Origin of the sequence: Pseudoalteromonas sp. T1lg23B, from assembly GCF_002964665.1 — a bacterium.
GTDB lineage: Bacteria > Pseudomonadota > Gammaproteobacteria > Enterobacterales > Alteromonadaceae > Pseudoalteromonas.
In genome coordinates this window covers 131,097-151,890 of record NZ_PQBZ01000007.1, presented here as the reverse complement: position 1 = coordinate 151,890, position 20,794 = coordinate 131,097, and the positions used below count along the sequence as shown (strand labels likewise).

The window sequence follows — 20,794 nt, the reverse complement described above, 5'->3', positions numbered from 1 at the left end:
TTAACTCGGTCACTTATCCCAATAAGATTGTTCTAGTGAATCCTCACGCTCAGGTAAACCACGAGAGAGGCGAGGAGAGTGTTGTACCAATACTTCATAGCTTGCGCGGTTGGCATATTTGCTAATTTGTGCCAAAGAAGAATAGGTGATTGCCTGTTGTTCATGCTTGGCCGAGTTGGGCACATTTAGTTTGTGGTACTCGTTTGCAGATAAGTCATGTAACACCGCAGCTAAAGCACAGTCACCTGCGCCGTTGGTGTTCTTAATCGTGTCAGGGCCGCCCATATATGGTGCGGTGTGACTGTATGCTCGAATTGGGTTTTTACAGTCGGCTTTGCGCATTCCGCGAGAGAACTCGTAGCGATTAAATTCAGCAATCGCTCCTGGCAACAACGGATATTCGGTTTCGCGTTTGAATCTATCATCTACATAGCCGGCCATAAATAACCCTCTTGGCCCAGCGGTACAAATCACAAGGTCAACCCAATCAAGCGCTTTGTCAGCGGCAAGTAATGGATCATTAAAGCCTGTAATTGCTTCGCCTTCTTCTTCATTCATAGCGAGAATATCGACGTGCTTCTCAACAAACTCAGCCCACCATTGAGGGTCTTGTTCAATGAGGAACTTGGTGCCCAAAGTCAACACCACAGGCACACCTGCCTGATTCGCATAATGCACAGCTTGTAACGTGGCTTGTGTCATGGTTTCATCAGCGGTGGTGCGCATCAAATAGGCGCTGATCACAAGTGCCGATGCATTCTCAATTAAAGATTGAGAAATCGATTCTGGACGTAGATGGTTCATTAATCCAGCACTGATGGCGAAGGTACGCTCACCGCTGTCATCTATTAGTGTAAAGCAACGACCAATTGGACCATCAACTGGTTGTAGATGATTCAAATCAACTCGGCTTGAGGTATTGCACAAAAACTTGTAGGCATAGCTACCCACTTTAATGTTTTCACTCATAACACCCAGCAGTACCGAACGGTCATCTGCCAAGACTGAGTAATTGTGCATTGTATTGCCTATGGTGCCGCCAGCAAATTCGTAATCAATCATGTTGTCGCGTTTTAGGCGTTCATAAAGCGCATTGGTAATGTCGCTTTCGATCACTTGCGACATACCGCGTTGTAGACCAAATTCATCTAAGAAGGCTTGATCAACTTTTGCTTCGATATCAACAACGATTTGGTCTATGCCACAAATATAACTGTGCTTTAAACCGCTATCATTACCTAACTGGTTGATTAGTGGGTCTTTATCTTCCACTGGAAAATAATGTTTATGCCTACGGCGTCCCGGAAATTTCATGTTTTACCCGTGTGTGTTGAGCTCAGGAAATAAAAAAAGCGGCGAATTATAGCTTAAGTGTAGCCTCAAGGGCCATGTGATTTTGCGATTTTCTAGGATGATTGCACTAATATGACGAAAAATAATCAGTTTATAAGTGAATTTACCTAAAATAGCTATCAACTCGAATGGCGCACTCATTGGCTCTAGCGAACAGGGGTATAGGTTTATCGTACGGCCTGTTCACGATATACTAAACAGCGATACTTTTATTAAATTTAACCTTCATGAACGAGCAAGAACAAGATCAATACTGGATGTCTCAGGCACTGATATATGCCGATAAAGCAGAGCAACAGGATGAAATCCCTGTTGGTGCGGTGGTTGTAAAAGACAATAAATTGATTTCGGCGGGATGGAATCAATCTATTTGCCAGCATGACCCTTCCGCCCATGCTGAAATGCAGGCCATTCGTGAAGCAGGCAAGGTGCTAGAAAATTATCGATTAGTAGATTGTACTTTGTATGTGACGCTGGAACCTTGCCCTATGTGTGCTGGACTATTGGTACATAGCCGCTTAAAGCGCGTTGTGTTCGGTGCCAAAGATGCCAAAACGGGTGCGGCAGGGTCAATTATGAATCTTGTCAAAGAGCCCAGACTAAACCATCAACTGGAGGTAACGGAGGGGGTACTTGCTGAGCAGTGTAGCGATAAACTATCGGCATTCTTTAAACGCCGCCGCCAAGAGATCAAGGCCGCAAAAAAGTTAAAAAAAGCGACTCAAGGTTGAGCCGCCATTTCTTCCATTTGCAACAAGGCAAATAGCTTTCTTCGTAGTAGCACTTTTTTGTGTGCGTTTTTGAGCATGACACGACGTCTGTTTGGAGAAGTATGTCGTGTATTACGTTTAAATTGATGAGTTCGACGTCTTTTTAGCATCAGAACCTCCTTATATGTGTGAGAGAAAAGCACGCGGGCAGCATTACAACTCTACATTGCAGTTTAATGACACTTCATGATTAGGAAGCAAGCTATTTGCCAGAAGTTACATCGAGTGCATTATTTTCGTCTAACCAGACCAATGCATCGTAGTAGCGTCGGATGTTGTCAACATACTGTACCGCAACATCTCCGCGCGCATATCCATATTTGGTCTTTCGATAGTAGCGCTTTTTTATCAGCAACGGTAGTCGTTTTTTTACATCAGCCCAACTGTCAGGATCAGCCCCTTGTTGCTGGGTAATGATCCTAGCGTCCTTCACGTGCCCCCAGCCAACGTTATACGAAGCTAACGCGAACCAGGTTCTATCTGGGTAGGCAATTCTTTTGGGAATACGCTTCAATAATTTTGCTAAATAATCTGCGCCACCGCGAATATTTTGCTCTGGCTCAAGGCGATTTGTGACCCCAACTTGTTTGGCGGTAGGCTGAGTCAGCATCATGATTCCACGCACACCTGTGGGTGATTTAGCCCTTGGATCCCACATGGACTCTTGATAGCTTAGTGCAGCGAGTAGACGCCAATCTATGTTTTTCGCATATTTCTTAAACCATGCTTGATAGGTGGGTAAAACCTCATGAGCTGCTTCAACGAATGCCAATGCATTAACATAGTTAAATGAAGAGATATGGCCGTAGTATTTTTCTTCAAGGGTATAAAGTACATCGGTTTTATTTAACTGCGCAAAGAAAGGTAATAATAGCGCGTAGAGCGAATCATCATTGTCATTGCGCAGTACCCATGAAATGGGGTCGCCTCTAGTGATTGAAAAGCCAATACTAACCGTGGGGTGATAACGGCGAAACAGAGCAAGAGTGTGGGAATCTGCAATAGTGTAATCTATCTGTTCATCAATAATTGCAAGCAGCAGCTCTTCTTCATCCATGTCGCTGATAGCGAGCCAGTCTAAAGATGGGTGCTGTTGTCTGAGTGCTTGCAAGGTGAGTACGTGACTAGAGCCGGCCAACACGGTAATGGGTTTGTCTATGTCTTCGATGCTTCGAGGTCTGGTACGGCCTTGTTTGTATACGAGCTTTTGGCTGATGGAACGATAACTCGGACCAAAACGATATAGTTCTGTTCTGTCTGGGTGATAGCTCAGACCTGAGGCGATTAAATCCAAATCACCTTTATTTAAGCGGGCAAACATCTCTGGCAGGCTGAAAAATGGCACCATTTGCAGCCTGACCCCCAAGAAATCGGCAAACTCTGCACTGAGCTCATACTCGTAGCCCTGTTCACCGTTTCGGGCCTGAAAGTAATTACCCGGCCCTGCCAGCGTACCCACGCGGATCACTTGTTTTTGTTTAATCAGTTCCAGCTGGTTTTTTGGTGTCTTTTCGCATCCACACAGGATAACGAACATAACAATGGCCAGTAGCCACTTGAATGCGTGCATATGTTCTCCTGATTGGGGAAAGCCTTGTATTTCACGTTAGCTAACTTTGCTTGCGAACGCAAAATTTATCCTTCGCTGGACTTTTAATAACGTATAACTATATGGATTTACGTTAAAAAGAGGTATTTTTGCGAGTTTTGGCATTATTAGTGTTAAACCCAGCCAACATTTCTACTATAATAGCGACCCTAAATATCGTTCAATCCCTAACCCCGGATGAAAATACCTATGTTGATCCTACGTGGTGCGCCTGCACTGTCTGATTTTAGAGTTCAAAAAGTCCTTAAAAACTGCGCGGATGCAAACTTACCTGTTTCAGGTGTGTATGCCGAATTTATGCATTTTGTTGATTTAACCGCTGAGCTTAGCGAGACTGAACTGGTTAAGTTAAACAAGTTATTGAAATATGGTCCTACGATTGCGGAACACGAACCGCAGGGGCAGTTGATTTTAGTCACTCCTCGTCCAGGCACGATTTCTCCTTGGGCATCAAAAGCGACCGATATCGCAAATAACTGTGGTTTGAGTCAGGTTCACCGTGTTGAGCGTGGCATCGCCTATTACGTTGAGGGTGAACTGAGCGCTGAACAGTTAGCGCACGTTGCGGCGTTATTACACGACCGCATGACCGAAGCTACACATAGTCAGCTAGAAGATGCGGCTTTACTATTCAAAGTAGACGAGCCTCGCCCAATGTCATCGGTTGATATTCTAGGCGGTGGTCGTGAAGCACTGGTTAATGCCAACATTGAGCAGGGCTTTGCATTAGCTGAAGATGAAATCGACTATCTGGTAGAAAACTTCCAAAAGTTAGGGCGTAACCCGAACGACATCGAATTATTTATGTTTGCGCAAGCAAACTCAGAGCATTGTCGTCACAAAATATTTAACGCAGATTGGACCATCGACGGACAGCAGCAGCCTAAGTCATTGTTCAAAATGATCAAAAACACCTACGAAACACACCCTGAAAATGTGCTGTCTGCATATAAAGATAACGCAGCGGTAATGAAGGGCTCGAAGGCGGGTCGTTTCTTCCCAAATCAAGATGGTGAATATGCGTATCATCAGGAAGATATCGAAATTCTGATGAAGGTTGAAACACACAACCACCCAACGGCCATTGCACCATTCTCAGGTGCCTCAACGGGCTCTGGTGGTGAAATTCGTGACGAAGGCGCAACGGGTCGCGGCTCTAAGCCAAAAGCGGGCTTAGTTGGCTTTACGGTATCAAACTTACGTATTCCTGGTTTTGAACAGCCGTGGGAAAGCGACTTTGGTAAGCCGGGTCGTATCGTAAATGCACTGAATATTATGACCGAAGGCCCTCTTGGTGGCGCCGCGTTTAACAACGAGTTTGGTCGTCCAAACTTGCTTGGTTATTTCCGTACATACGAAGAAAAAGTAAATAGTCACAACGGTGAAGAAGTACGTGGTTATCACAAGCCTATCATGTTGGCAGGTGGCCTAGGTAATATCCGCAACGAGCATGTTCAAAAAGGTGAGATCCCAGTGGGTGCAAAACTCGTTGTGCTTGGTGGCCCTGCAATGAACATTGGTCTTGGTGGTGGTGCAGCCTCTTCGATGGCATCAGGCCAATCAAATGAAGATTTGGACTTTGCATCCGTTCAGCGTGAGAACCCAGAAATGGAGCGTCGTTGTCAGGAAGTTATCGATAAATGTTGGCAGCTTGGCGATGCAAACCCAATTGCCTTCATCCACGATGTTGGTGCGGGTGGGTTATCTAACGCATTCCCTGAATTAGTCGACGACGGTGGTCGTGGCGGTAAGTTCCAATTACGTAACATTCCAAACGATGAGCCGGGCATGGCACCGCACGAGATCTGGTGTAACGAATCTCAAGAGCGTTATGTGCTAGCGGTTGCCGCTGAAGATTTTGCTCGTTTTGAAGCGATTTGTAAGCGTGAGCGTGCGCAATATGCGGTCATTGGTGAAGCGACAGAAGAGCGTCATCTAACGGTTGCAGATAGCCACTTTGATAACAACCCAGTGGATTTACCACTGGATGTCCTGCTAGGTAAAGCACCAAAAATGCACCGTGATGTAACATCACAACGTGCACAAGGTCGCGCGTTAGATATGCAAAGTATTGATGTACAAGAGGCGGCAAAACGTTTATTACGCTTACCAGCTATCGCAGAAAAAACTTTCTTGATCACCATCGGTGACAGAACGGTAACGGGTTTAGTTGCACGTGACCAAATGGTTGGTCCTTGGCAGGTGCCAGTTGCAAACTGTGCGGTGACGGCGGCTGCGTTTGATACTTACCATGGTGAAGCAATGTCAATGGGTGAACGCACACCTGCGGCGCTACTTAACTATGGTGCGTCGGCGCGTTTGGCTGTGGCTGAGTCGTTGACTAACATAGCTTGCGCAAACATTGGTGGCTTAGAAAACATTAAGCTATCTGCAAACTGGATGGCGGCAGCGGGCCACCCGGGTGAAGATGCAGGTCTTTATGAAGCGGTTAAAGCAGTAGGTGAAGAGCTGTGTCCTGCGCTTGGTTTAACCATCCCAGTGGGCAAAGACTCAATGTCGATGAAGACCACGTGGCAAGACAACGGCGAAGAAAAGTCGGTAACGGCTCCGTTGTCGTTGATCATCACCGCATTTGGTCGTGTTGAAGATATTCGCAAAACGGTAACACCACAGCTGCGCACAGATAAAGGTGATACATCGCTTATCTTGGTTGACTTAGGTGCCGGCCAAAACCGCATGGGCGCATCAAGCCTTGCACAGGTTTATAAGCAACTAGGTGATAAAACCCCTGATGTAGATAGCCCGGAATTACTTAAAGGTTTCTACAATGCGATGCAGAGCCTTGTAGCTGATGACAAACTATTGGCTTATCACGACCGCTCAGACGGTGGTTTATTCACAACCGTTGCTGAAATGGCGTTTGCGGGCCACACTGGTGTCACGGTAGACCTTGATGCGCTATCAGGTAGTGACATTGAAGTGTTGTATAACGAAGAACTGGGTGCGGTTATTCAGGTTCGCAATGAAGACCTAAGCGCTGTAAACGCCGTACTAGCACAACACGGTTTGGCTGCTATCAGCCACCAGATTGGTACGTTAAACAACGATGACAGCATCGTATTTAACCGTGCGGGTAACGCGCTGCTGAGCAACACTCGTACCGAGTTACGTACTATCTGGGCTGAGACTACTTACCAGATGCAGGCACTACGTGATAACCCTGAGTGCGCCAAGCAAGAATTTGATGCTAAGTTTGATGCCAAAGACCCAGGTTTAAATGTAAAACTGAGCTTTGATATCAACGAAGATATTGCTGCACCGTACATCGCAACGGGCGCTAAACCTAAGATGGCTATCTTGCGTGAGCAGGGCGTTAACTCTCACCTTGAAATGGCCGCGGCATTTAACCGTGCAGGATTTGCAGCGGTTGATGTACACATGAGCGACATTTTGGAAGGGCGTTTAACGCTTGAACAGTTTAAAGGTTTAGTGGCGTGTGGCGGTTTCTCATACGGTGACGTATTGGGTGCTGGTGAAGGTTGGGCGAAGTCTATCCTATTCAACGACATGGCTCGTGAGCAGTTTAAGAACTTCTTCGAGCGCCAAGACACCTTCAGCTTAGGTGTGTGTAACGGCTGTCAGATGATGTCGACGCTTAAAGAGCTTATTCCAGGCACTGAACACTGGCCGCGTTTTGTAACCAATAAATCTGAGCGCTTTGAAGCACGTTTCAGCTTGGTTGAAGTACAAAACAGCCCATCGGTATTCTTCGATGGTATGGCGGGCTCTCGTATGCCAATCGCGGTATCGCACGGTGAAGGTCATGCTGAGTTTGCCAATGCAGGTGCAGTACAAGCTGCGCTTAGCTCAGGCACAGTGGCGGTGAAGTTCGTAGACAACTATGGTAATCCAACCACACAGTATCCAAATAACCCGAACGGTTCACCGGAAGGGATCACGGGTATTACGTCAACGGATGGCCGTGCCACGGTGATGATGCCACACCCTGAGCGTGTATTCCGCGCGGTGGCGAACTCTTGGCACCCTGATGAGTGGCAAGAAGATAGCCCTTGGATGCGCATGTTCCGTAACGCACGTAAAAACGTGGGTTAATCGCCACCAGAAAGGTAATAAAAAAGCCGCTGAGTATATCACTACCCAGCGGCTTTTTTGTTTATAAGATATTGAATAATAAGAGCTAAAAAGATGAAAATAATCCGCGCAAAAGAATTCAAAGCGCAGCGCGCTTGGGGAGCATTGGATATTGCCAACATGAATGGCATTACCACCCGCTTACACTGGACGAATGAGCCTTATAAATGGCACATCAATGATGGTGAAGAAGTATTTGTGGTGTTAGATGGCTGTGTTGAGATGCGCTACAAAGAGCAAGCCCTAGAAAAATCTACGCTACTCAATGTGGGTGATATTTTCTATGCAAGCGTAGGGACTGAACATGTTGCCCACCCACAAGGTGAGGCGCGTATTCTAGTGGTTGAAGTTGAGGGCAGTGTTTAGTTAAACGTTACCTTAAATTTGCAAAGTGGATTAACAGCGGTTAATCCGTTTGCGAGTCTTAACAGTGCTGATGTTGAAATAAAGCTATTCAAAAGCAGGGCGGAGCACCCATTGCGTAAAACGGTGAAAACGTCGGATGGCGCTTCGCTTATGCCGACCTAGCGCGCTTCAAAATCTGGATTCAAAAAGAGCGCAATAACAGGGACCGTTTTAAGATTTCCGTTAATGTGACCTAGCGGTATATGTAATTCAAAAATATCTTTGTGTTCGTTTAAATCTTTGTTTATCTGTACTTGTCATAATAAGTCCTAAATGTGTAAACACATTTCAGGACGAGACATACATGCAAAAAAAGGGCAAGCCCCTGCGGACTTGCCCTTTTTTGACTGAGAAAGAGCTTAGATAGCTACAATATTCTCAGCTTGCGGGCCTTTTTGGCCCTGAGTTAGGGTGAACTCAACTTTTTGGCCTTCCGCTAAGGTTTTGAAACCTGAGCTTGCAATAGCGCTAAAGTGGGCAAAGACATCTGCGCCAGATTCTTGCTCAATAAAACCAAAGCCTTTTGCTTCGTTGAACCACTTTACTGTTCCATTAACTGTGTTAGACATAATAATAACCTGAAATTTAAATAAAAGATTGCCTTCAAGAGGCTTGAATAGCGTGAAAATTGACTGGAATCTAGAAACTTCAGGACGAGGAATTACGAATAAAACAACGAGATGGAGAGTATAAATAAAAGACTTTCTTTCGAGCTGCGAGCACAATATATACTTTATGTGGAAATGTAAAGGTATTTATCAGGTGCAGGCCTAAAGACATAGCAATTTAATAGTGAAAACGTCGGATGGCGCTTCGCTTATACCGACCTACCAGATTGTTGAGTGACACCTTTGGATTTACTAACCTACATTTACATCGAAGTAGGTCGGATAAGTGGCGAAGCCGCGCCATCCGACATAAGGCTGTAAGCGTCTGTTGTGTGCCAGAAGCGGACCATCAGCGTAACTCGTTTTTGCCCCATTGTGAGTTAACATAAATGTTCTAAGTGCGGCTTAGAACGAAGAATGGACGTTCAAAATTTAGACTTAAAAGCAATCGACTCTCGTTATGTAATTTAAGCGGCTTCTTGTTAAAGCTTTCATAAACATTCAGGCTATTAATTTTCATACTGTTTTTGATGTGTGTTCTCATTCATGTAATTTTATTCATTCTCGATTAAGTAAATCCTCGGTTATAGGGCAGTCTAAACAATTGTAATTCCTTGTAGCTATGTGTAAGTTGTTAATAATTAGATTATTAACAATCGTATTTTGATTATTCTGACAATTAACACATAGAGTGTTAGCGGGAATTCTTGGTAATACGCTGTTAGCTTTCATGGAGATAAAGGCAAATATGAGAAAAAGTAGAGTGTTCGGGGAAAGAGAGTTGCGGGACTTTCTTGAGGCAAGCAAAGCGAATGTTGTTCACTCTATAGAAGCCGAAAGGGATGACTACATTCTAAACGTTAATGAAGATGATTATATCGCCCACAAAGTGGCAGAGGCGACAATTGAAAACTTAGAAATTCACGTTGACGACACCTACGCTTCCTCTAGCGAACAAATGATACCAGCCGAGCGTTTCCCCCGCGACTTTCATGTCTATTCAGGAAAATCCTATAAAAAAGATGTAATAAAATTTCATATTCCAATAAGTGGCAACATTCAATTGCTCCATTGCATGCCTAGTTCTAGAATTATGTGGACTATGGAGATCGAAGTTAATCGTGATGAATTTTGCTTTGAAATAATCAACTTCAGAGACAACGCTGAGGAGATAGTTCGTAGAAAAGACGAAAACCTTAGAAGCATTTTGCAGCAATATCAAAATGTGAAAACTGAAGTAGAAAGATCAAACGCTAGCTTGGAGCAATATGTTCGTAATGCATTTATTGCACGAAAGCAGAGAATTCAAAAAAGCTCTGGAGTTCTAGCGTCATTGGGTGTTCCAATAAAGAAATCTAGTGCGGCGTCAGCAACATTCTCTGTGCCTACGCCTCAGAAGCGAAAGAAGCCGATTTTAAATAAGCCAAGCGTTAAGGAAGCAGGCTTTACGCCCGAGCCAAGCCTTGATCAGTCTACATATATAGATATATTAAAATTAATCCATGATGTGGGAAAAGAATTTGAGCGGTTGCCTAGTTTGTACGCGGGCAAAGAAGAAGAGCATCTTAGAGATCACTTTTTAATGATGTTGGAGCCAAATTTTGAGGGTTCTGCAACTGGTGAAACATTCAATAAAACTGGTAAAACTGACATATTACTTAGGTATGAAGGTTCAAATGTGTTTATTGGTGAGTGCAAATTCTGGAGGGGTGAAAAAAGCTTCCTGGCCACAATAAGTCAGCTTTTGGGTTATCTGACATGGAGAGATTCAAAGGCTGCGGTGATTATGTTTGTGCCAAACAAAGATTTTAGCAGCGTGGTTGAAACTGTCAAAGAAGCATCCCCAAAACACACCAATTTCCTCAAGTGCGTTGATGAAAAAGATGAAACTTGGTTCAACTATGAGTTTCATCTTGATGGTGATAGAAACCGGGTGGTAAAGCTGGCAGTAATGCTCTACCACATACCAAGGTAAAAGCTAACAAGGCGCTGCTGTCGGACAAATTTTCCGCTGCGCTCCAAATTTGCCGCAGAGCGCGGCGTTAGGCATACACATGAGTTGTGCTCACGATAAAATTGAAGCTGCGTTGGATAGATGGCAAGAGAGCCACTGGTATCTTCATCAGATCGAAGGTAACTATCATGACGCTGACGCTCTTAGGTATTCTATGAATGCCTTTATACGATCTTTGCGGGAAATTCCCGATATGATCAATATGGCACTACAAAACCATGACGGATTTCCTGCGTGGCATAAGCCAATTAGAAAAGAATTAGAGTTGGTAGATCCTCTTTTCTCAAAAGTAATCCAGCATCGTCGTCATATTGTTCACAAGTCAATGTTAAAGCCAGAGAGTAAAGCTTTTGTCGCATCTATTAGAGGGTATACGATCAAGATGCAATTTGGTTTTTATGTTGATCCCTTTGAAGATAGCGATCTTGCAATTAAGAGGTTTATCGAGCGCTCTGAGAAAGAGCCAATACTAATGCAGGCTTTAGCTCCAGATGAAGTTCAGGTTTTAGCTCTGATCAGAGAGTGGCATATTGAAGGTTTTGATGAAGAGATAATTGAGTCATTCAGAAATGCTTGGATTAGAGTAACAACCTATTTATCAGATATTCTAGAATTTCTCGGTGGAGAGCGCTTCCCTGAGGGTTTGCCTCCTTGCTTTAGAGACTCTAGGGACTTTAGGTATAAAAAGTATCATGGCTTCCAGAAAGAGGTCCAAGAAAATGCCTAACAAAGCCAGCCAGAGGGACCAAAAAACCGCCGCTTCGCTCTGGTTTTTCGGCCCCTGCTTGAGGCGTTACCGAATAAATACCCTAAAACGTTTCTGTCCAAAAATGAGTGAGATCGACCTTCTGTTTTTCGTTCTCACCAACCTTTCAAACAAACTCAATCGTCACCTTTTTCACATCAGCAATAGGCAATACAACATAAACTCTTATCAAAGTGAGTAGTCAAGGGCGGTTATATTAAACGCGCCCATTAGCTGTTTAGTAGGCCCCTTCGCTATAAATTAGCTCGTAACTGTGGCTGTAGATCTCCAAAATATTACCGAATGGGTCTTCCATATAAATCATGCGATATGGCTTTTTGCCTGGATAGTAATAACGAGGTTCAGGCATTCGTTTTTTGCCACCTGCTGCCACGATGCGCTCAGCGAGTGCTTCTACATTTGGGTCTTGCACGCAAAAGTGAAAGATGCCGGTTTTCCAATATTCGAAGTTGTTTTCTGGGTTGCGTTGATTGTTAAATTGAAATAGCTCAACTCCTATTCTGTCACCGGTTGATAAGTGAGCGATGCGAAAGCTCTGCCAACCTGCACCGAATACATCGGTACACATTTGCCCAATTGCGCTGTCATCCTCGCTGATGTCGGTGGGTTTCATGATGAGATACCAGCCTAACACTTGGGTATAAAACTCAACCGCTTTGTCTAAGTCCGGCACCGAAATACCAATATGGGAAAAATTGCGTGGATAGGTGTTGTTCATAAAATGCACTCCTAAATAATGTCTGAGCGCAGGTTACAAATGATACTTGATTAAGTAAAATTATTATAAGTTATAAAATTGAGTACGTTTCGTAATGATAAATGTAACTTGGTTAAACACCTTTTGCACTTTGGTTGAAGTTGGGCACTTTACTCAAACTGCACAGCAATTGTTTATGACTCAATCAGGGGTCAGCCAACATATTCGCAAGTTAGAAGCACAGCTTGAGGTCACGCTGTTGATTAGAGAGGGTAAGCAGTTTTCTTTGTCAGACGCGGGCCAGCGGCTATACGAACAGGGTAAGCCCTTGTTACTCTCAATGGCAAATATTGAGCATGACATCGCACGGGATGACCCGCATGAAGGTGTGGTCAAGGTAATGTCCCCGGGGAGTGTTGGCTTAAAGGTATACCCCAAACTGTTGGACTTACAAGCTCGTCACCCGCGACTCTGCATTGATTTTCGGTTTGCGCCAAATCACGATATTCAGCACGCTGTAAGTGCATCAAAAATTGATGTTGGCTTTATGAGTATTAAGCCAACCTCGCCTGAAGTACGTGGTGAATTGGTCGCCAGCGAGCCGCTTTTATTGGTAACTTCTGCAAAGGTGAAGTCTGTTTCGTGGCAAGCACTCACGGAGTTGGGGTTCATTGATCACCCCGATGGTGCACACCATGCTGACTTGCTACTCAGTGCTAACTTTCAACAATTTCAGCATAGTGATTTACTTTTAAAGCGGGGCTTTTCCAATCAGATTGGGCTTATATTAGAGCCCATCAGTAGAGGTTTAGGCTTTACAGTACTGCCAGCCTACGCTGTTGAGGCATTTAGGGAGCAAAATGCCATCAAAACACACCCTTTAAATGTGGCGGTGAGTGAGCCTATTTATGCCTGCACTCACAGCAAGAAAAGCCTATCAAATAGAGCAAAAACAGCTCTGGATGAAGCAATTAAATGGCTCAAACCTTAGTCTATTGCTCACTCTAACCCTTGAGTGTCATAAAACATCGGTTTTAATGAGCCACAGTTGACGAATTTCAGCGTTAGTTCACTGTGTGGTGGCACGCGCTTAGAGGTGCGAAACTTCTGCATACAGGCGCTGGTCAGGTCCACATAGATCAAATGATTGAAACTCGGTGACTGTTGAATTTTATGAATATAAATACTGCCGTTTTCAGAGAGCGGGATAGCGTCATATTCTTGCCACTGTGACGATGGCGTTAAATCCGTGAGCACACGTGAATAAAGTTTTTTGTTGAACACGATGGGGTAATCTTTATGCATTTGCATACCTCCATCGGCAAAATGGCCACTGTACACATCGGCTTTTACCTCTAACTCTTCACCACGCATTAGACGCTCAATATTAAACTTCTTAGGTTTAATGGTGATCAAGTCTGAGTCTCTTACTAGGCTAAGAAACGCCACACCGGGGTTTTCAATTCGATACACCACCTGCACGTTATTGGGAAATTGATAACGCGGTAAGTTAACAGCATAAATACTCGAACCTTCATTGAGTAGCACCATAGGGTGTTCCCCGTAGAAGGCTGGGTTTAACGGTGGTGGTTCTTGTTTTTCTTTACTAGCCTGTGCACACAAAGTCACTAAAGAAAGTAAGGTGATCAGTATTATTTTATTCATTGTCATAGCAAAGGTTTATTTTGGCCTTACAGGCTGCTTTATATTAGAAAATGCACCTACCGGCGCTGAAGTATTAGGCTAGTATAAAGCATTATTCTGTTGTCTGCATGACTATGTAATATGATATTCCTGACGCTTTTTGGGACTACAACTTATTACAATTAGTTTGTCACAGCGGCGATATTTTCCTTTATTATTAGCACATGAATGTAATGATGTATGGATTGCAAGTGTATGATTATTAGGCGGTTAAAGTGGCTGTTGTTGGTGGTGTGTGGTTTGCTTTTAAGCCTGTACATAGCCAGACAACCATTGAGCACAAAGCTTGCTAATCATTATTTGCAATCGCACAACTTGCAAATGAGTTGTTTGGATTGGTCATTTGACAGTTGGCGTTCAATCCATATTGAATCATTGTGTTTAACCGCAGAGGCTTTTTCCGTGACCTTGCAAGATGTGTCTGTCGACCGCTCCATGATTAACGTTACACAACTCAATGCTCGTATAAAAAACGCAGCAAATGGGCCGTCTGAGCCAGCGACGTTTAAACCGTTGTCACTGACTTTGCCAAACAGGCCACTGCTTTATATTGAAAATATTAATATTGAGCAGTCCTCGCTGTTACCTAAATTCAGTGCATCATTAACGGAGAATCAGTTATATGACTTTTCACTGTCTGGGGATGTGGTCGCCGATGTGCAGGTTGCAGCCAGTGAAATTCAGGCAAGTGTCGATTTAGAAAGCCCATTAGTGCAAGGGCTATTACCCCAATTTGTCACGTCTTTAACGGGCAGTGCGGGCATTGTTTTTACGGGCGAGCGTGCGGTAATAAAGGCGGAGCCACAACTAGCAGCGAACATGCCTTATCAATCCTGTCAATTACCTTTGCAAAGTGTGGGGAAAATACAGTTGAATGCCGCGTTAAACACCCAAAAAGTCGTGGCAGATGCGTCTGATTTAACCACGACTGTGACGCCTTTGGGATGTGACACATTATTACCTCAGAATGATAAGCTGCAACTCAATCCTTTGATGATGCAACCATGGGCGTTAACGCTGCCAGCGGCTATCAATTTTTATGACGGGCAAATCGAAACACAACAGGTATCTTTACACAGTCACGATCAAAGTAGCGTGTTAACGCTGCGAGAGGTTCAGGCACAAATACCGCATAAGCAGTTCAAAAGTGAATTGAATTTCACCCATAACAGTGTGCAGTTGGGAGGTATTTCACTCACAGGCACATCAAGTTATAAGGCGCATGAACTGTATTTGGATACTCGTTTGGTATATCAAAGTGAGCGCTTACCCTTGGTTGAGTTTGAGCATGGCAACAGCCAACTTGATGGTGACGTTAAACTCGTTATGGGGCCTGCTGCTAACACATTATCTTGGGTGGCCAAAGGTAGTATACAAAGCGCATCGCTAGAACATTTTCAGGTAGAAGAAGGGCAGTTAGAGATTGAAGGAGTGTTGGGTTTTAGCGATACGTTAAATGGTCATGCCAAGGCCAAGGTAACGACACCAACACTTCACTTTACAGATGGCCAAAGCATACATAATCAACTGGATATTCAGGCCAAGTTAGGCGTTGATCAGCAACTGACCCTCGATACCGAGCTATCTATGGAGAAGGTGACACACAGTAATACTCAGCTTAGCTCGGTAGTATCAAAGTTTAGATTACGTGGAGATCTAGAACGTGGTGAAATATTCTCTGATATTTCAGGGCATACGGCTGTGGCGCAGCTACAGTTACCAGAGCTTACTATCAAAGACGTAAGCATTGACAGTAAAGTCCAGCAAAGTCGTGGTGCTGCGCTTGAGCACTATATTCATGCACCGGGCATTGAGGCCGTTTTAAAGCATCAATACTCCCCACAGGCACACCCATATCAGCTGGTGGTCAGCGTTGAACCGGTGACTGAGTTGCACCCACTGTTAGCTCAAGTTGCACCCAAACTTAAACTGGCGGAGGGAGCGTTAAGCATGCAAGCCAGTGGTGATTTAAACCTACAAACCGCTGATTTTAGCGTACAACTCAAAGATGTGTCAGCGCTGTATGATACGCACTATATTGATGATATTGATACGCAAATTAGCGGGCAATTCAGTTCAGGTAAGATTAATATAGCGAGTTCTAAGGTGGCTGTAGGGCAGGTACGCTCAGGTGTGGTGCTTTCTAATCTGTCTGCACAATTACAAGTTAAAGACAATGTAGCACAGTTACAGGACTTAAATGCGCAAGTGTTTGATGGTCAAATTCACTTAGATTTGCTTAAGTTATCAGCGGCTCCTCAACAATTGCAACTAAGCGCTGAATCATTAGATTTGGGGTTAATAGCACAAGCTGGACGAGATGCCGGCATTGAACTTAATGGTCGAGTTTCAGGAATATTTCCTGTGCGCATTGAAAACGCGACAGTGAGTATTGAGCAGGGCAAGTTGTTCAATACGGGAATTGGCAAACTCAAGGTTGCACAAAATGCTTCCGTTGAAGCGCTCAAAGCGCAACAGCCGAGTTTGAAGTCGGTGATTGGAGTGTTAGATGACCTGACAATTGAGACGCTTAGCAGTGATGTGGCACTGACCTCGGATGGCTGGCTGACATTGGCGGTACAGATTATTGGAGAGAACAAAGCTCAGGCGCAGCCTGTGAACTTTAATTACACACACCAAGAGAATATATTTACGCTTTTTAGGGCGTTGCGACTGAGCGACGAGATCACCCAAAAAGTAGAAGACGCTTTAACTAAACAGGAGCAAAGCCCATGAAATGGACCCTAATACTGATGAGCTTTTTGTGTCTGAGTGCTTGTACGCATAAAGTACAGGTCGAGACCAAGGAGCCAATCACCATCAATTTGAATGTCAAAGTGGATCATGAGATCCGAGTTAAAGTTGACAAAGAATTGGACAATTTATTCAGCGATGACAGCGAGTTATTCTAAGGGAGAGAAACATGAAAGCGAACAAATTATTAGTGACAATCGCCGCGCTTGGTATGGCTTTTTCGGCTTGGGCATTGACGCTGGACAGCGCTAAGGATCAAGGTCTAGTGGGCGAAACAGCAAATGGATATTTAGCGGTGGTAAGTAACGCAGCTCAGGTGCAAGCGCTTATCGATGATATCAACGCTAAGCGTAAAGCGAAGTATCAGCAATTGGCGAAACAAAATGGGATTAGCTTGTCTCAGGTTGAATTGCTGGCGGGTAAAAAAGCCATTGAGAAAACAGCCAAAGGACACTATGTTCAAGTCAATGGTAGTTGGGTGAAAAAGTAAAGACTCACAAACGGGGCGCGTATTCATCGCCCCGTTATCCCGCATTAAATCAGCAATATAAACAAAGCATAATTTCAGCGATTACTTCTTATAGCAGTTTTTTAATAACTGCTGCCAAAAAGCTTCGCCTTTGCGTCTTGCCAAACGAATGTTATGTTCAGGAATACTCTCAGGTTCATCGTAACTGTCTAATGCCTCGGCCATGCTTTGTTCACGAATGATATGTAATGTTGGATAGGGCGCTCTATTGGTATAGTTGGCCGCGTCGTCTTCGTCACTGTCGGCAAATACATAGTCTGGGTGGAAGTTCGCGATTTGATAAGTGCCTTCATAACCTTGTACTGCGAGCATGGCATTGGCCAAATCGACTAAATCCAAAAAGTCGGCAAACTCTCCAAAACCTTCAGTAAAAATCAGTAAAGCGGTTTCTTTGCCAGCGTCGTCATTCATGGCAGCACATTCGTCTAACATGTCCATCACGGCATCGTCATGGCTGACAGCTGTTGAAACGCGATAATGAATCGCGTTTTGCTCCACTTCTTGGCGTGCAAACGGGCAAAAATTGTATTTAACAATCACTGAGCTGACCCAATTTTGCATGATTTTCTCTGGGGTTAAAGAAGATGTTGTCATGATGTATTTCGCTTTAGTTAAGTTGCGAGTTCAATAAGTTTAAGGTTTTGTCCACGGCGCCTTGATTTTGCTTGAGACATTGCAATGCCTGTTGCCCCTGCTTTTGGCGTTTTTGTTCATCCGCCATCAGAGTACCCACTGTGTGCGCTAACTGCGCCTGATCAGCAACCGTGGTTGCCCCTTGTAACGTTAATAGTTCTGGGTAAATATGCGCAAAGTTATAGGTATGGGGACCACTTAATATAGGGACTGCGAATGCGGCCGCTTCGAGTGGGTTATGTCCACCTCGTGGGATTAAACTGCCGCCAATATAGGCAATATCGGCGCTGCCGAATAACATCTTAAGCTCGCCGAGCGTATCAACAAGCAGGACCTGACTTTGGTTGTCGAATGTTTGGCTGCGGCGACAGTAGCTCAGTTCTGAATGAGTAAGCAGCGTCTCGACCTTATCAAATTGCTCAGGATGACGAGGTGCAATAATTAGCAGCGCATTGGGATGAGTGTTCAACACGCTTTTATGGGCCGCTAACACTTGCTCGTGTTCATCTGGGTGTGTTGAACCGGCAATCCAAACAGGGCGGCCAGTAAACGCTGTTTTGAGATGATGTGCCTCGGCTATAACGGTTTCATCGAGTTGAATATCAAATTTTATAGACCCAGTAACAGACACTTTTTCGGCCGTTAGGCCTAAGGCTATAAATCGCTGTGCATCTTGCTCATTGTGACTGGCAAGTGAGTCGATATGGGTCATGATCCAGCGGCTTATGTTGGGAAATCTTTGATAGCCTTGCAAAGATTTTTCAGAGAGTCGAGCATTGACGACACATACGGGGCAGTTTGCTTGTTTGGCATGGGTGAATAAATTTGGCCACAGCTCTGTTTCTAATACAACTAGCAGCTTGGGCTGAACATGCTTGATAAACCTCTTACTGGCAAAGTAAAAATCTATAGGTAAGTAGCATACCGTGACATCATGACCAAAACTTTGCGTCACTTGTGCTCGGCCTGTGGGGGTGTTGCACGTGATAAGCACTGACTCGCTTGGGTGAGTCTGTATAAATCTTTTTATCAGTGGTGTGGCCGCAAGAACTTCGCCAACAGAGGCACAGTGAAACACCACTGGGTGTTGTACTTGCTGAGCATCGTAAAAGCCTAAACGTTCTTTAAAATGTTGTTTGTAGGCTGCGTTTTTCTTACCACGAACAAGATACAGGTACAGTAAAATAACAGGGCTCAATAATGCGAGTGAAAGAGAGTAAAGTAATCGAGTCATAGCACCTTGGCAGCTGATCAAAACGCTATTTTAGCTTGTTCGTCGAATTTAGTGAAATACTATAACAAAATTACACATTTGAAGCCGTGCGACAGGCACAGTTATTTGCTAACATGCCTTCACTTTTATCTACTAAGCAGCAGTTATTGTATGTCGTTAAAGCTCTCGTCCTGTGTCGCCGCGTTCGCGCTGGTATTTTCGTGTTTTAGTTTTAGTGCGCCAACCGCTTATTTACCGATAGGTAAAGATACAATATTGGAGTATCAGATAGACCGTATGTTTGCGCTGACGCAGGGAGTGCCTATGGCCAAGCCCTATCGGCTCAGTGAAATTAACATCGCGTTGCAAAAGTTACGTGGTATTGATGCTCAGCTGTACAGCCATATCCGAGAGCGTTTAAAGAAATATCAAGGGAAAGACGAGATTGTCAGGCAAGGGGTTAAACTTAGATATGACTCTGGCACAGAAGTAAAATTGGCTAATGATAGAAACAACAGCGCGAGTGAATACGCCGAAATATCATTAGATGGCGTATGGCGTGGCAGTGACAACACTTTGTTGCAGATGGGGATGGATTATCGAGTACGACAAGGAGACTTGGTACTTTACAACACATTTTATGCGCTGGCAGGAGATACGTTCCAATTAAACCTAGGCTACAAAGAACACTGGTTTTCACCTTTTAAAAGTTTTGCGCAAGTATACTCAAATAATGCTAAACCAGCGGCGTCAGTGTCGCTGGGGTTGATTGCACCGCTAAACAATTGGTGGAACTTAGACTTTGAATTGTTTTATTCGGAGTTGGACCGCGTAGAAAAGGGCATAGTCTATCAAGGTCAATTGCACGATGGCTCGCCCAAACTTGCCGGCACGCATTTGAGCATTGAACCAATTGAAGGCTGGAAAATTGGCTTGAACCGTATGATGCAATTTGGCGGCGGCCCCCGAGAGGTAAGCGGTAGTGATGTGCTCAAAGCCTATTTTGACCCAGCGGGTAATGACAACAAAGGTAATGGCGTGAGTCAGGATTCTGAACTTGGAGATCAATGGGCTACGCTTACCAGCACATTACAAACTAATTTCTATACTCCCATCGAGTGGTATCTTGAATACGGTGGGGAAGATACCAAAAACCATAGTAATTACCAATTTGGCAACACCGTTGCCAGTTTCGGGGTGTACTTGCCTCAACTGAGCAAAACCACAACGCTGCGCTATGAGTACACAAATATGCATAGCCTATGGTATGTGAATGAAATATACCCCACTGCGGGCAACACCTATAAGGGCTTTGTTGTTGGTCATTTTGCTGCGGATCAACGTGTATTTGGAGATGCCGCGCCGAGCAAAGTGCATACATTAGAGGCAACATACAGCAGTGATCACAGCACTATGTGGCGTTTCAAATATACACAAGTTGATAACGAAAGCGGTTATGTGAATGAGTTTAACCAAGTTGGGGCGAACTATGAGCAAGCCCGAGCGCTAGAGCTGAGTAATAGTCGTGTTATTGAAGGTCGTCAGATTGAAACCACACTAAGTGTTGGCAAAGATGTATTTGGAGAAAGTTATACTTGGCTGTCGCTCAATGTATACTGGTAATAA

Annotated in this window: 18 protein-coding genes; 10 read left to right on the top strand and 8 right to left on the bottom strand. The window is 44.4% G+C overall.

The annotated features are described in order from the left end of the window. Positions 1-9: 9 nt before the first annotated feature. Positions 10-1,314 carry an inosine/guanosine kinase gene (locus tag C2M32_RS03510; RefSeq protein ID WP_105167131.1) on the bottom strand — a complete coding sequence of 435 codons (1,305 nt, stop codon included), beginning with the start codon at positions 1,312-1,314 and terminating at the stop codon, positions 10-12. Between the two features lie 266 nt (positions 1,315-1,580). Between C2M32_RS03510 and tadA the strand changes: the two genes are divergently transcribed. Then, the gene (gene tadA / locus C2M32_RS03505; RefSeq protein ID WP_105167130.1) at positions 1,581-2,084 is read left to right on the top strand and encodes a tRNA adenosine(34) deaminase TadA; all 504 of its coding nucleotides are present in this window, start codon (positions 1,581-1,583) and stop codon (positions 2,082-2,084) included. On the opposite strand, the gene C2M32_RS20615 is transcribed toward tadA, so the two are convergent. Together C2M32_RS20615 and mltF are read right to left on the bottom strand one after the other, a co-directional pair. Then, positions 2,075-2,233, bottom strand: coding sequence for a hypothetical protein (locus tag C2M32_RS20615; RefSeq protein WP_170829113.1), 159 nt, complete (start codon positions 2,231-2,233; stop codon positions 2,075-2,077). The two genes, tadA and C2M32_RS20615, sit on opposite strands and share 10 nt — an antisense overlap. 92 nt (positions 2,234-2,325) lie before the next feature. Further along, complete coding sequence (mltF, locus tag C2M32_RS03500; RefSeq protein ID WP_105167129.1) at positions 2,326-3,693, bottom strand: membrane-bound lytic murein transglycosylase MltF; 1,368 nt, start codon at positions 3,691-3,693, stop codon at positions 2,326-2,328. A 228-nt stretch (positions 3,694-3,921) separates the two neighbouring features. On the opposite strand from mltF, the gene purL reads away from it, so the two are divergent. Further along, positions 3,922-7,806: a phosphoribosylformylglycinamidine synthase gene (purL, locus tag C2M32_RS03495; protein WP_105167128.1), complete on the top strand. Its 3,885-nt coding sequence runs from the start codon at positions 3,922-3,924 to the stop codon at positions 7,804-7,806. A 93-nt stretch (positions 7,807-7,899) separates the two neighbouring features. Continuing rightward, positions 7,900-8,211 (top strand): cupin domain-containing protein, encoded by a 312-nt coding sequence (locus C2M32_RS03490; RefSeq protein ID WP_105167127.1) that lies wholly within the window; start codon positions 7,900-7,902, stop codon positions 8,209-8,211. A gap of 398 nt (positions 8,212-8,609) precedes the next feature. On the opposite strand, the gene C2M32_RS03485 is transcribed toward C2M32_RS03490, so the two are convergent. After that, positions 8,610-8,819 (bottom strand): cold-shock protein, encoded by a 210-nt coding sequence (locus tag C2M32_RS03485; protein ID WP_105167126.1) that lies wholly within the window; start codon positions 8,817-8,819, stop codon positions 8,610-8,612. Positions 8,820-9,606: 787 nt separating this feature from the next. On the opposite strand from C2M32_RS03485, the gene C2M32_RS03480 reads away from it, so the two are divergent. Both C2M32_RS03480 and C2M32_RS03475 read left to right on the top strand, forming a co-directional pair. Next, positions 9,607-10,833: a hypothetical protein gene (locus tag C2M32_RS03480; protein ID WP_105167125.1), complete on the top strand. Its 1,227-nt coding sequence runs from the start codon at positions 9,607-9,609 to the stop codon at positions 10,831-10,833. 79 nt (positions 10,834-10,912) lie between these two features. Beyond that, a complete protein-coding gene (locus C2M32_RS03475; protein ID WP_105167124.1) occupies positions 10,913-11,599 on the top strand; it encodes a hypothetical protein in 687 nt (228 codons plus the stop codon). A 256-nt stretch (positions 11,600-11,855) separates the two neighbouring features. Here C2M32_RS03475 and C2M32_RS03470 read toward each other — a convergent pair whose 3' ends face one another. Next, the gene (locus C2M32_RS03470) at positions 11,856-12,356 is read right to left on the bottom strand and encodes a lactoylglutathione lyase family protein (RefSeq protein ID WP_105167123.1); all 501 of its coding nucleotides are present in this window, start codon (positions 12,354-12,356) and stop codon (positions 11,856-11,858) included. Between the two features lie 94 nt (positions 12,357-12,450). On the opposite strand from C2M32_RS03470, the gene C2M32_RS03465 reads away from it, so the two are divergent. Continuing rightward, on the top strand, positions 12,451-13,326 hold the full coding sequence (locus C2M32_RS03465; protein ID WP_105167122.1) for a LysR family transcriptional regulator: 876 nt from the start codon (positions 12,451-12,453) through the stop codon (positions 13,324-13,326). Positions 13,327-13,334: 8 nt separating this feature from the next. On the opposite strand, the gene C2M32_RS03460 is transcribed toward C2M32_RS03465, so the two are convergent. Beyond that, positions 13,335-14,000, bottom strand: coding sequence for a hypothetical protein (locus tag C2M32_RS03460; protein ID WP_105167121.1), 666 nt, complete (start codon positions 13,998-14,000; stop codon positions 13,335-13,337). 360 nt (positions 14,001-14,360) lie between these two features. On the opposite strand from C2M32_RS03460, the gene C2M32_RS03455 reads away from it, so the two are divergent. Genes C2M32_RS03455 through C2M32_RS03445 form a run of 3 tightly spaced genes read left to right on the top strand, consistent with a single transcriptional unit; the run spans position 14,361 to position 17,283 of the window. Then, on the top strand, positions 14,361-16,775 hold the full coding sequence (locus C2M32_RS03455) for an intermembrane phospholipid transport protein YdbH family protein (RefSeq protein WP_234401210.1): 2,415 nt from the start codon (positions 14,361-14,363) through the stop codon (positions 16,773-16,775). After that, on the top strand, positions 16,772-16,951 hold the full coding sequence (locus tag C2M32_RS03450; protein ID WP_070991771.1) for a YnbE family lipoprotein: 180 nt from the start codon (positions 16,772-16,774) through the stop codon (positions 16,949-16,951). The genes C2M32_RS03455 and C2M32_RS03450 overlap by 4 nt, the downstream gene beginning before the upstream one ends. A gap of 11 nt (positions 16,952-16,962) precedes the next feature. Further along, the gene (locus C2M32_RS03445; RefSeq protein ID WP_105167119.1) at positions 16,963-17,283 is read left to right on the top strand and encodes a YdbL family protein; all 321 of its coding nucleotides are present in this window, start codon (positions 16,963-16,965) and stop codon (positions 17,281-17,283) included. 81 nt (positions 17,284-17,364) lie between these two features. On the opposite strand, the gene C2M32_RS03440 is transcribed toward C2M32_RS03445, so the two are convergent. Continuing rightward, positions 17,365-17,916, bottom strand: coding sequence for a DUF1415 domain-containing protein (locus C2M32_RS03440; RefSeq protein ID WP_105167118.1), 552 nt, complete (start codon positions 17,914-17,916; stop codon positions 17,365-17,367). Positions 17,917-17,929: 13 nt separating this feature from the next. Then, positions 17,930-19,189 (bottom strand): lipid IV(A) 3-deoxy-D-manno-octulosonic acid transferase, encoded by a 1,260-nt coding sequence (gene waaA, locus C2M32_RS03435; RefSeq protein ID WP_105167117.1) that lies wholly within the window; start codon positions 19,187-19,189, stop codon positions 17,930-17,932. 150 nt (positions 19,190-19,339) lie between these two features. Here waaA and C2M32_RS03430 point away from each other — a divergent pair, with 150 nt between their 5' ends. Next, positions 19,340-20,791 carry a capsule assembly Wzi family protein gene (locus C2M32_RS03430; RefSeq protein ID WP_105167116.1) on the top strand — a complete coding sequence of 484 codons (1,452 nt, stop codon included), beginning with the start codon at positions 19,340-19,342 and terminating at the stop codon, positions 20,789-20,791. Positions 20,792-20,794: the final 3 nt, after the last annotated feature.

What these genes read in the sequence shown, in the direction of transcription:
- C2M32_RS03510 (WP_105167131.1), bottom strand. Translation starts at nt 1,314, where the DNA reads ATGAAATTTCCGGGACGCCGTAGGCATAAACATTATTTTCCAGTGGAA.
- tadA (WP_105167130.1), top strand. Translation starts at nt 1,581, where the DNA reads ATGAACGAGCAAGAACAAGATCAATACTGGATGTCTCAGGCACTGATA.
- C2M32_RS20615 (WP_170829113.1), bottom strand. Translation starts at nt 2,233, where the DNA reads ATGCTAAAAAGACGTCGAACTCATCAATTTAAACGTAATACACGACAT.
- mltF (WP_105167129.1), bottom strand. Translation starts at nt 3,693, where the DNA reads ATGCACGCATTCAAGTGGCTACTGGCCATTGTTATGTTCGTTATCCTG.
- purL (WP_105167128.1), top strand. Translation starts at nt 3,922, where the DNA reads ATGTTGATCCTACGTGGTGCGCCTGCACTGTCTGATTTTAGAGTTCAA.
- C2M32_RS03490 (WP_105167127.1), top strand. Translation starts at nt 7,900, where the DNA reads ATGAAAATAATCCGCGCAAAAGAATTCAAAGCGCAGCGCGCTTGGGGA.
- C2M32_RS03485 (WP_105167126.1), bottom strand. Translation starts at nt 8,819, where the DNA reads ATGTCTAACACAGTTAATGGAACAGTAAAGTGGTTCAACGAAGCAAAA.
- C2M32_RS03480 (WP_105167125.1), top strand. Translation starts at nt 9,607, where the DNA reads ATGAGAAAAAGTAGAGTGTTCGGGGAAAGAGAGTTGCGGGACTTTCTT.
- C2M32_RS03475 (WP_105167124.1), top strand. Translation starts at nt 10,913, where the DNA reads ATGAGTTGTGCTCACGATAAAATTGAAGCTGCGTTGGATAGATGGCAA.
- C2M32_RS03470 (WP_105167123.1), bottom strand. Translation starts at nt 12,356, where the DNA reads ATGAACAACACCTATCCACGCAATTTTTCCCATATTGGTATTTCGGTG.
- C2M32_RS03465 (WP_105167122.1), top strand. Translation starts at nt 12,451, where the DNA reads ATGATAAATGTAACTTGGTTAAACACCTTTTGCACTTTGGTTGAAGTT.
- C2M32_RS03460 (WP_105167121.1), bottom strand. Translation starts at nt 14,000, where the DNA reads ATGAATAAAATAATACTGATCACCTTACTTTCTTTAGTGACTTTGTGT.
- C2M32_RS03455 (WP_234401210.1), top strand. Translation starts at nt 14,361, where the DNA reads ATGAGTTGTTTGGATTGGTCATTTGACAGTTGGCGTTCAATCCATATT.
- C2M32_RS03450 (WP_070991771.1), top strand. Translation starts at nt 16,772, where the DNA reads ATGAAATGGACCCTAATACTGATGAGCTTTTTGTGTCTGAGTGCTTGT.
- C2M32_RS03445 (WP_105167119.1), top strand. Translation starts at nt 16,963, where the DNA reads ATGAAAGCGAACAAATTATTAGTGACAATCGCCGCGCTTGGTATGGCT.
- C2M32_RS03440 (WP_105167118.1), bottom strand. Translation starts at nt 17,916, where the DNA reads ATGACAACATCTTCTTTAACCCCAGAGAAAATCATGCAAAATTGGGTC.
- waaA (WP_105167117.1), bottom strand. Translation starts at nt 19,189, where the DNA reads ATGACTCGATTACTTTACTCTCTTTCACTCGCATTATTGAGCCCTGTT.
- C2M32_RS03430 (WP_105167116.1), top strand. Translation starts at nt 19,340, where the DNA reads ATGTCGTTAAAGCTCTCGTCCTGTGTCGCCGCGTTCGCGCTGGTATTT.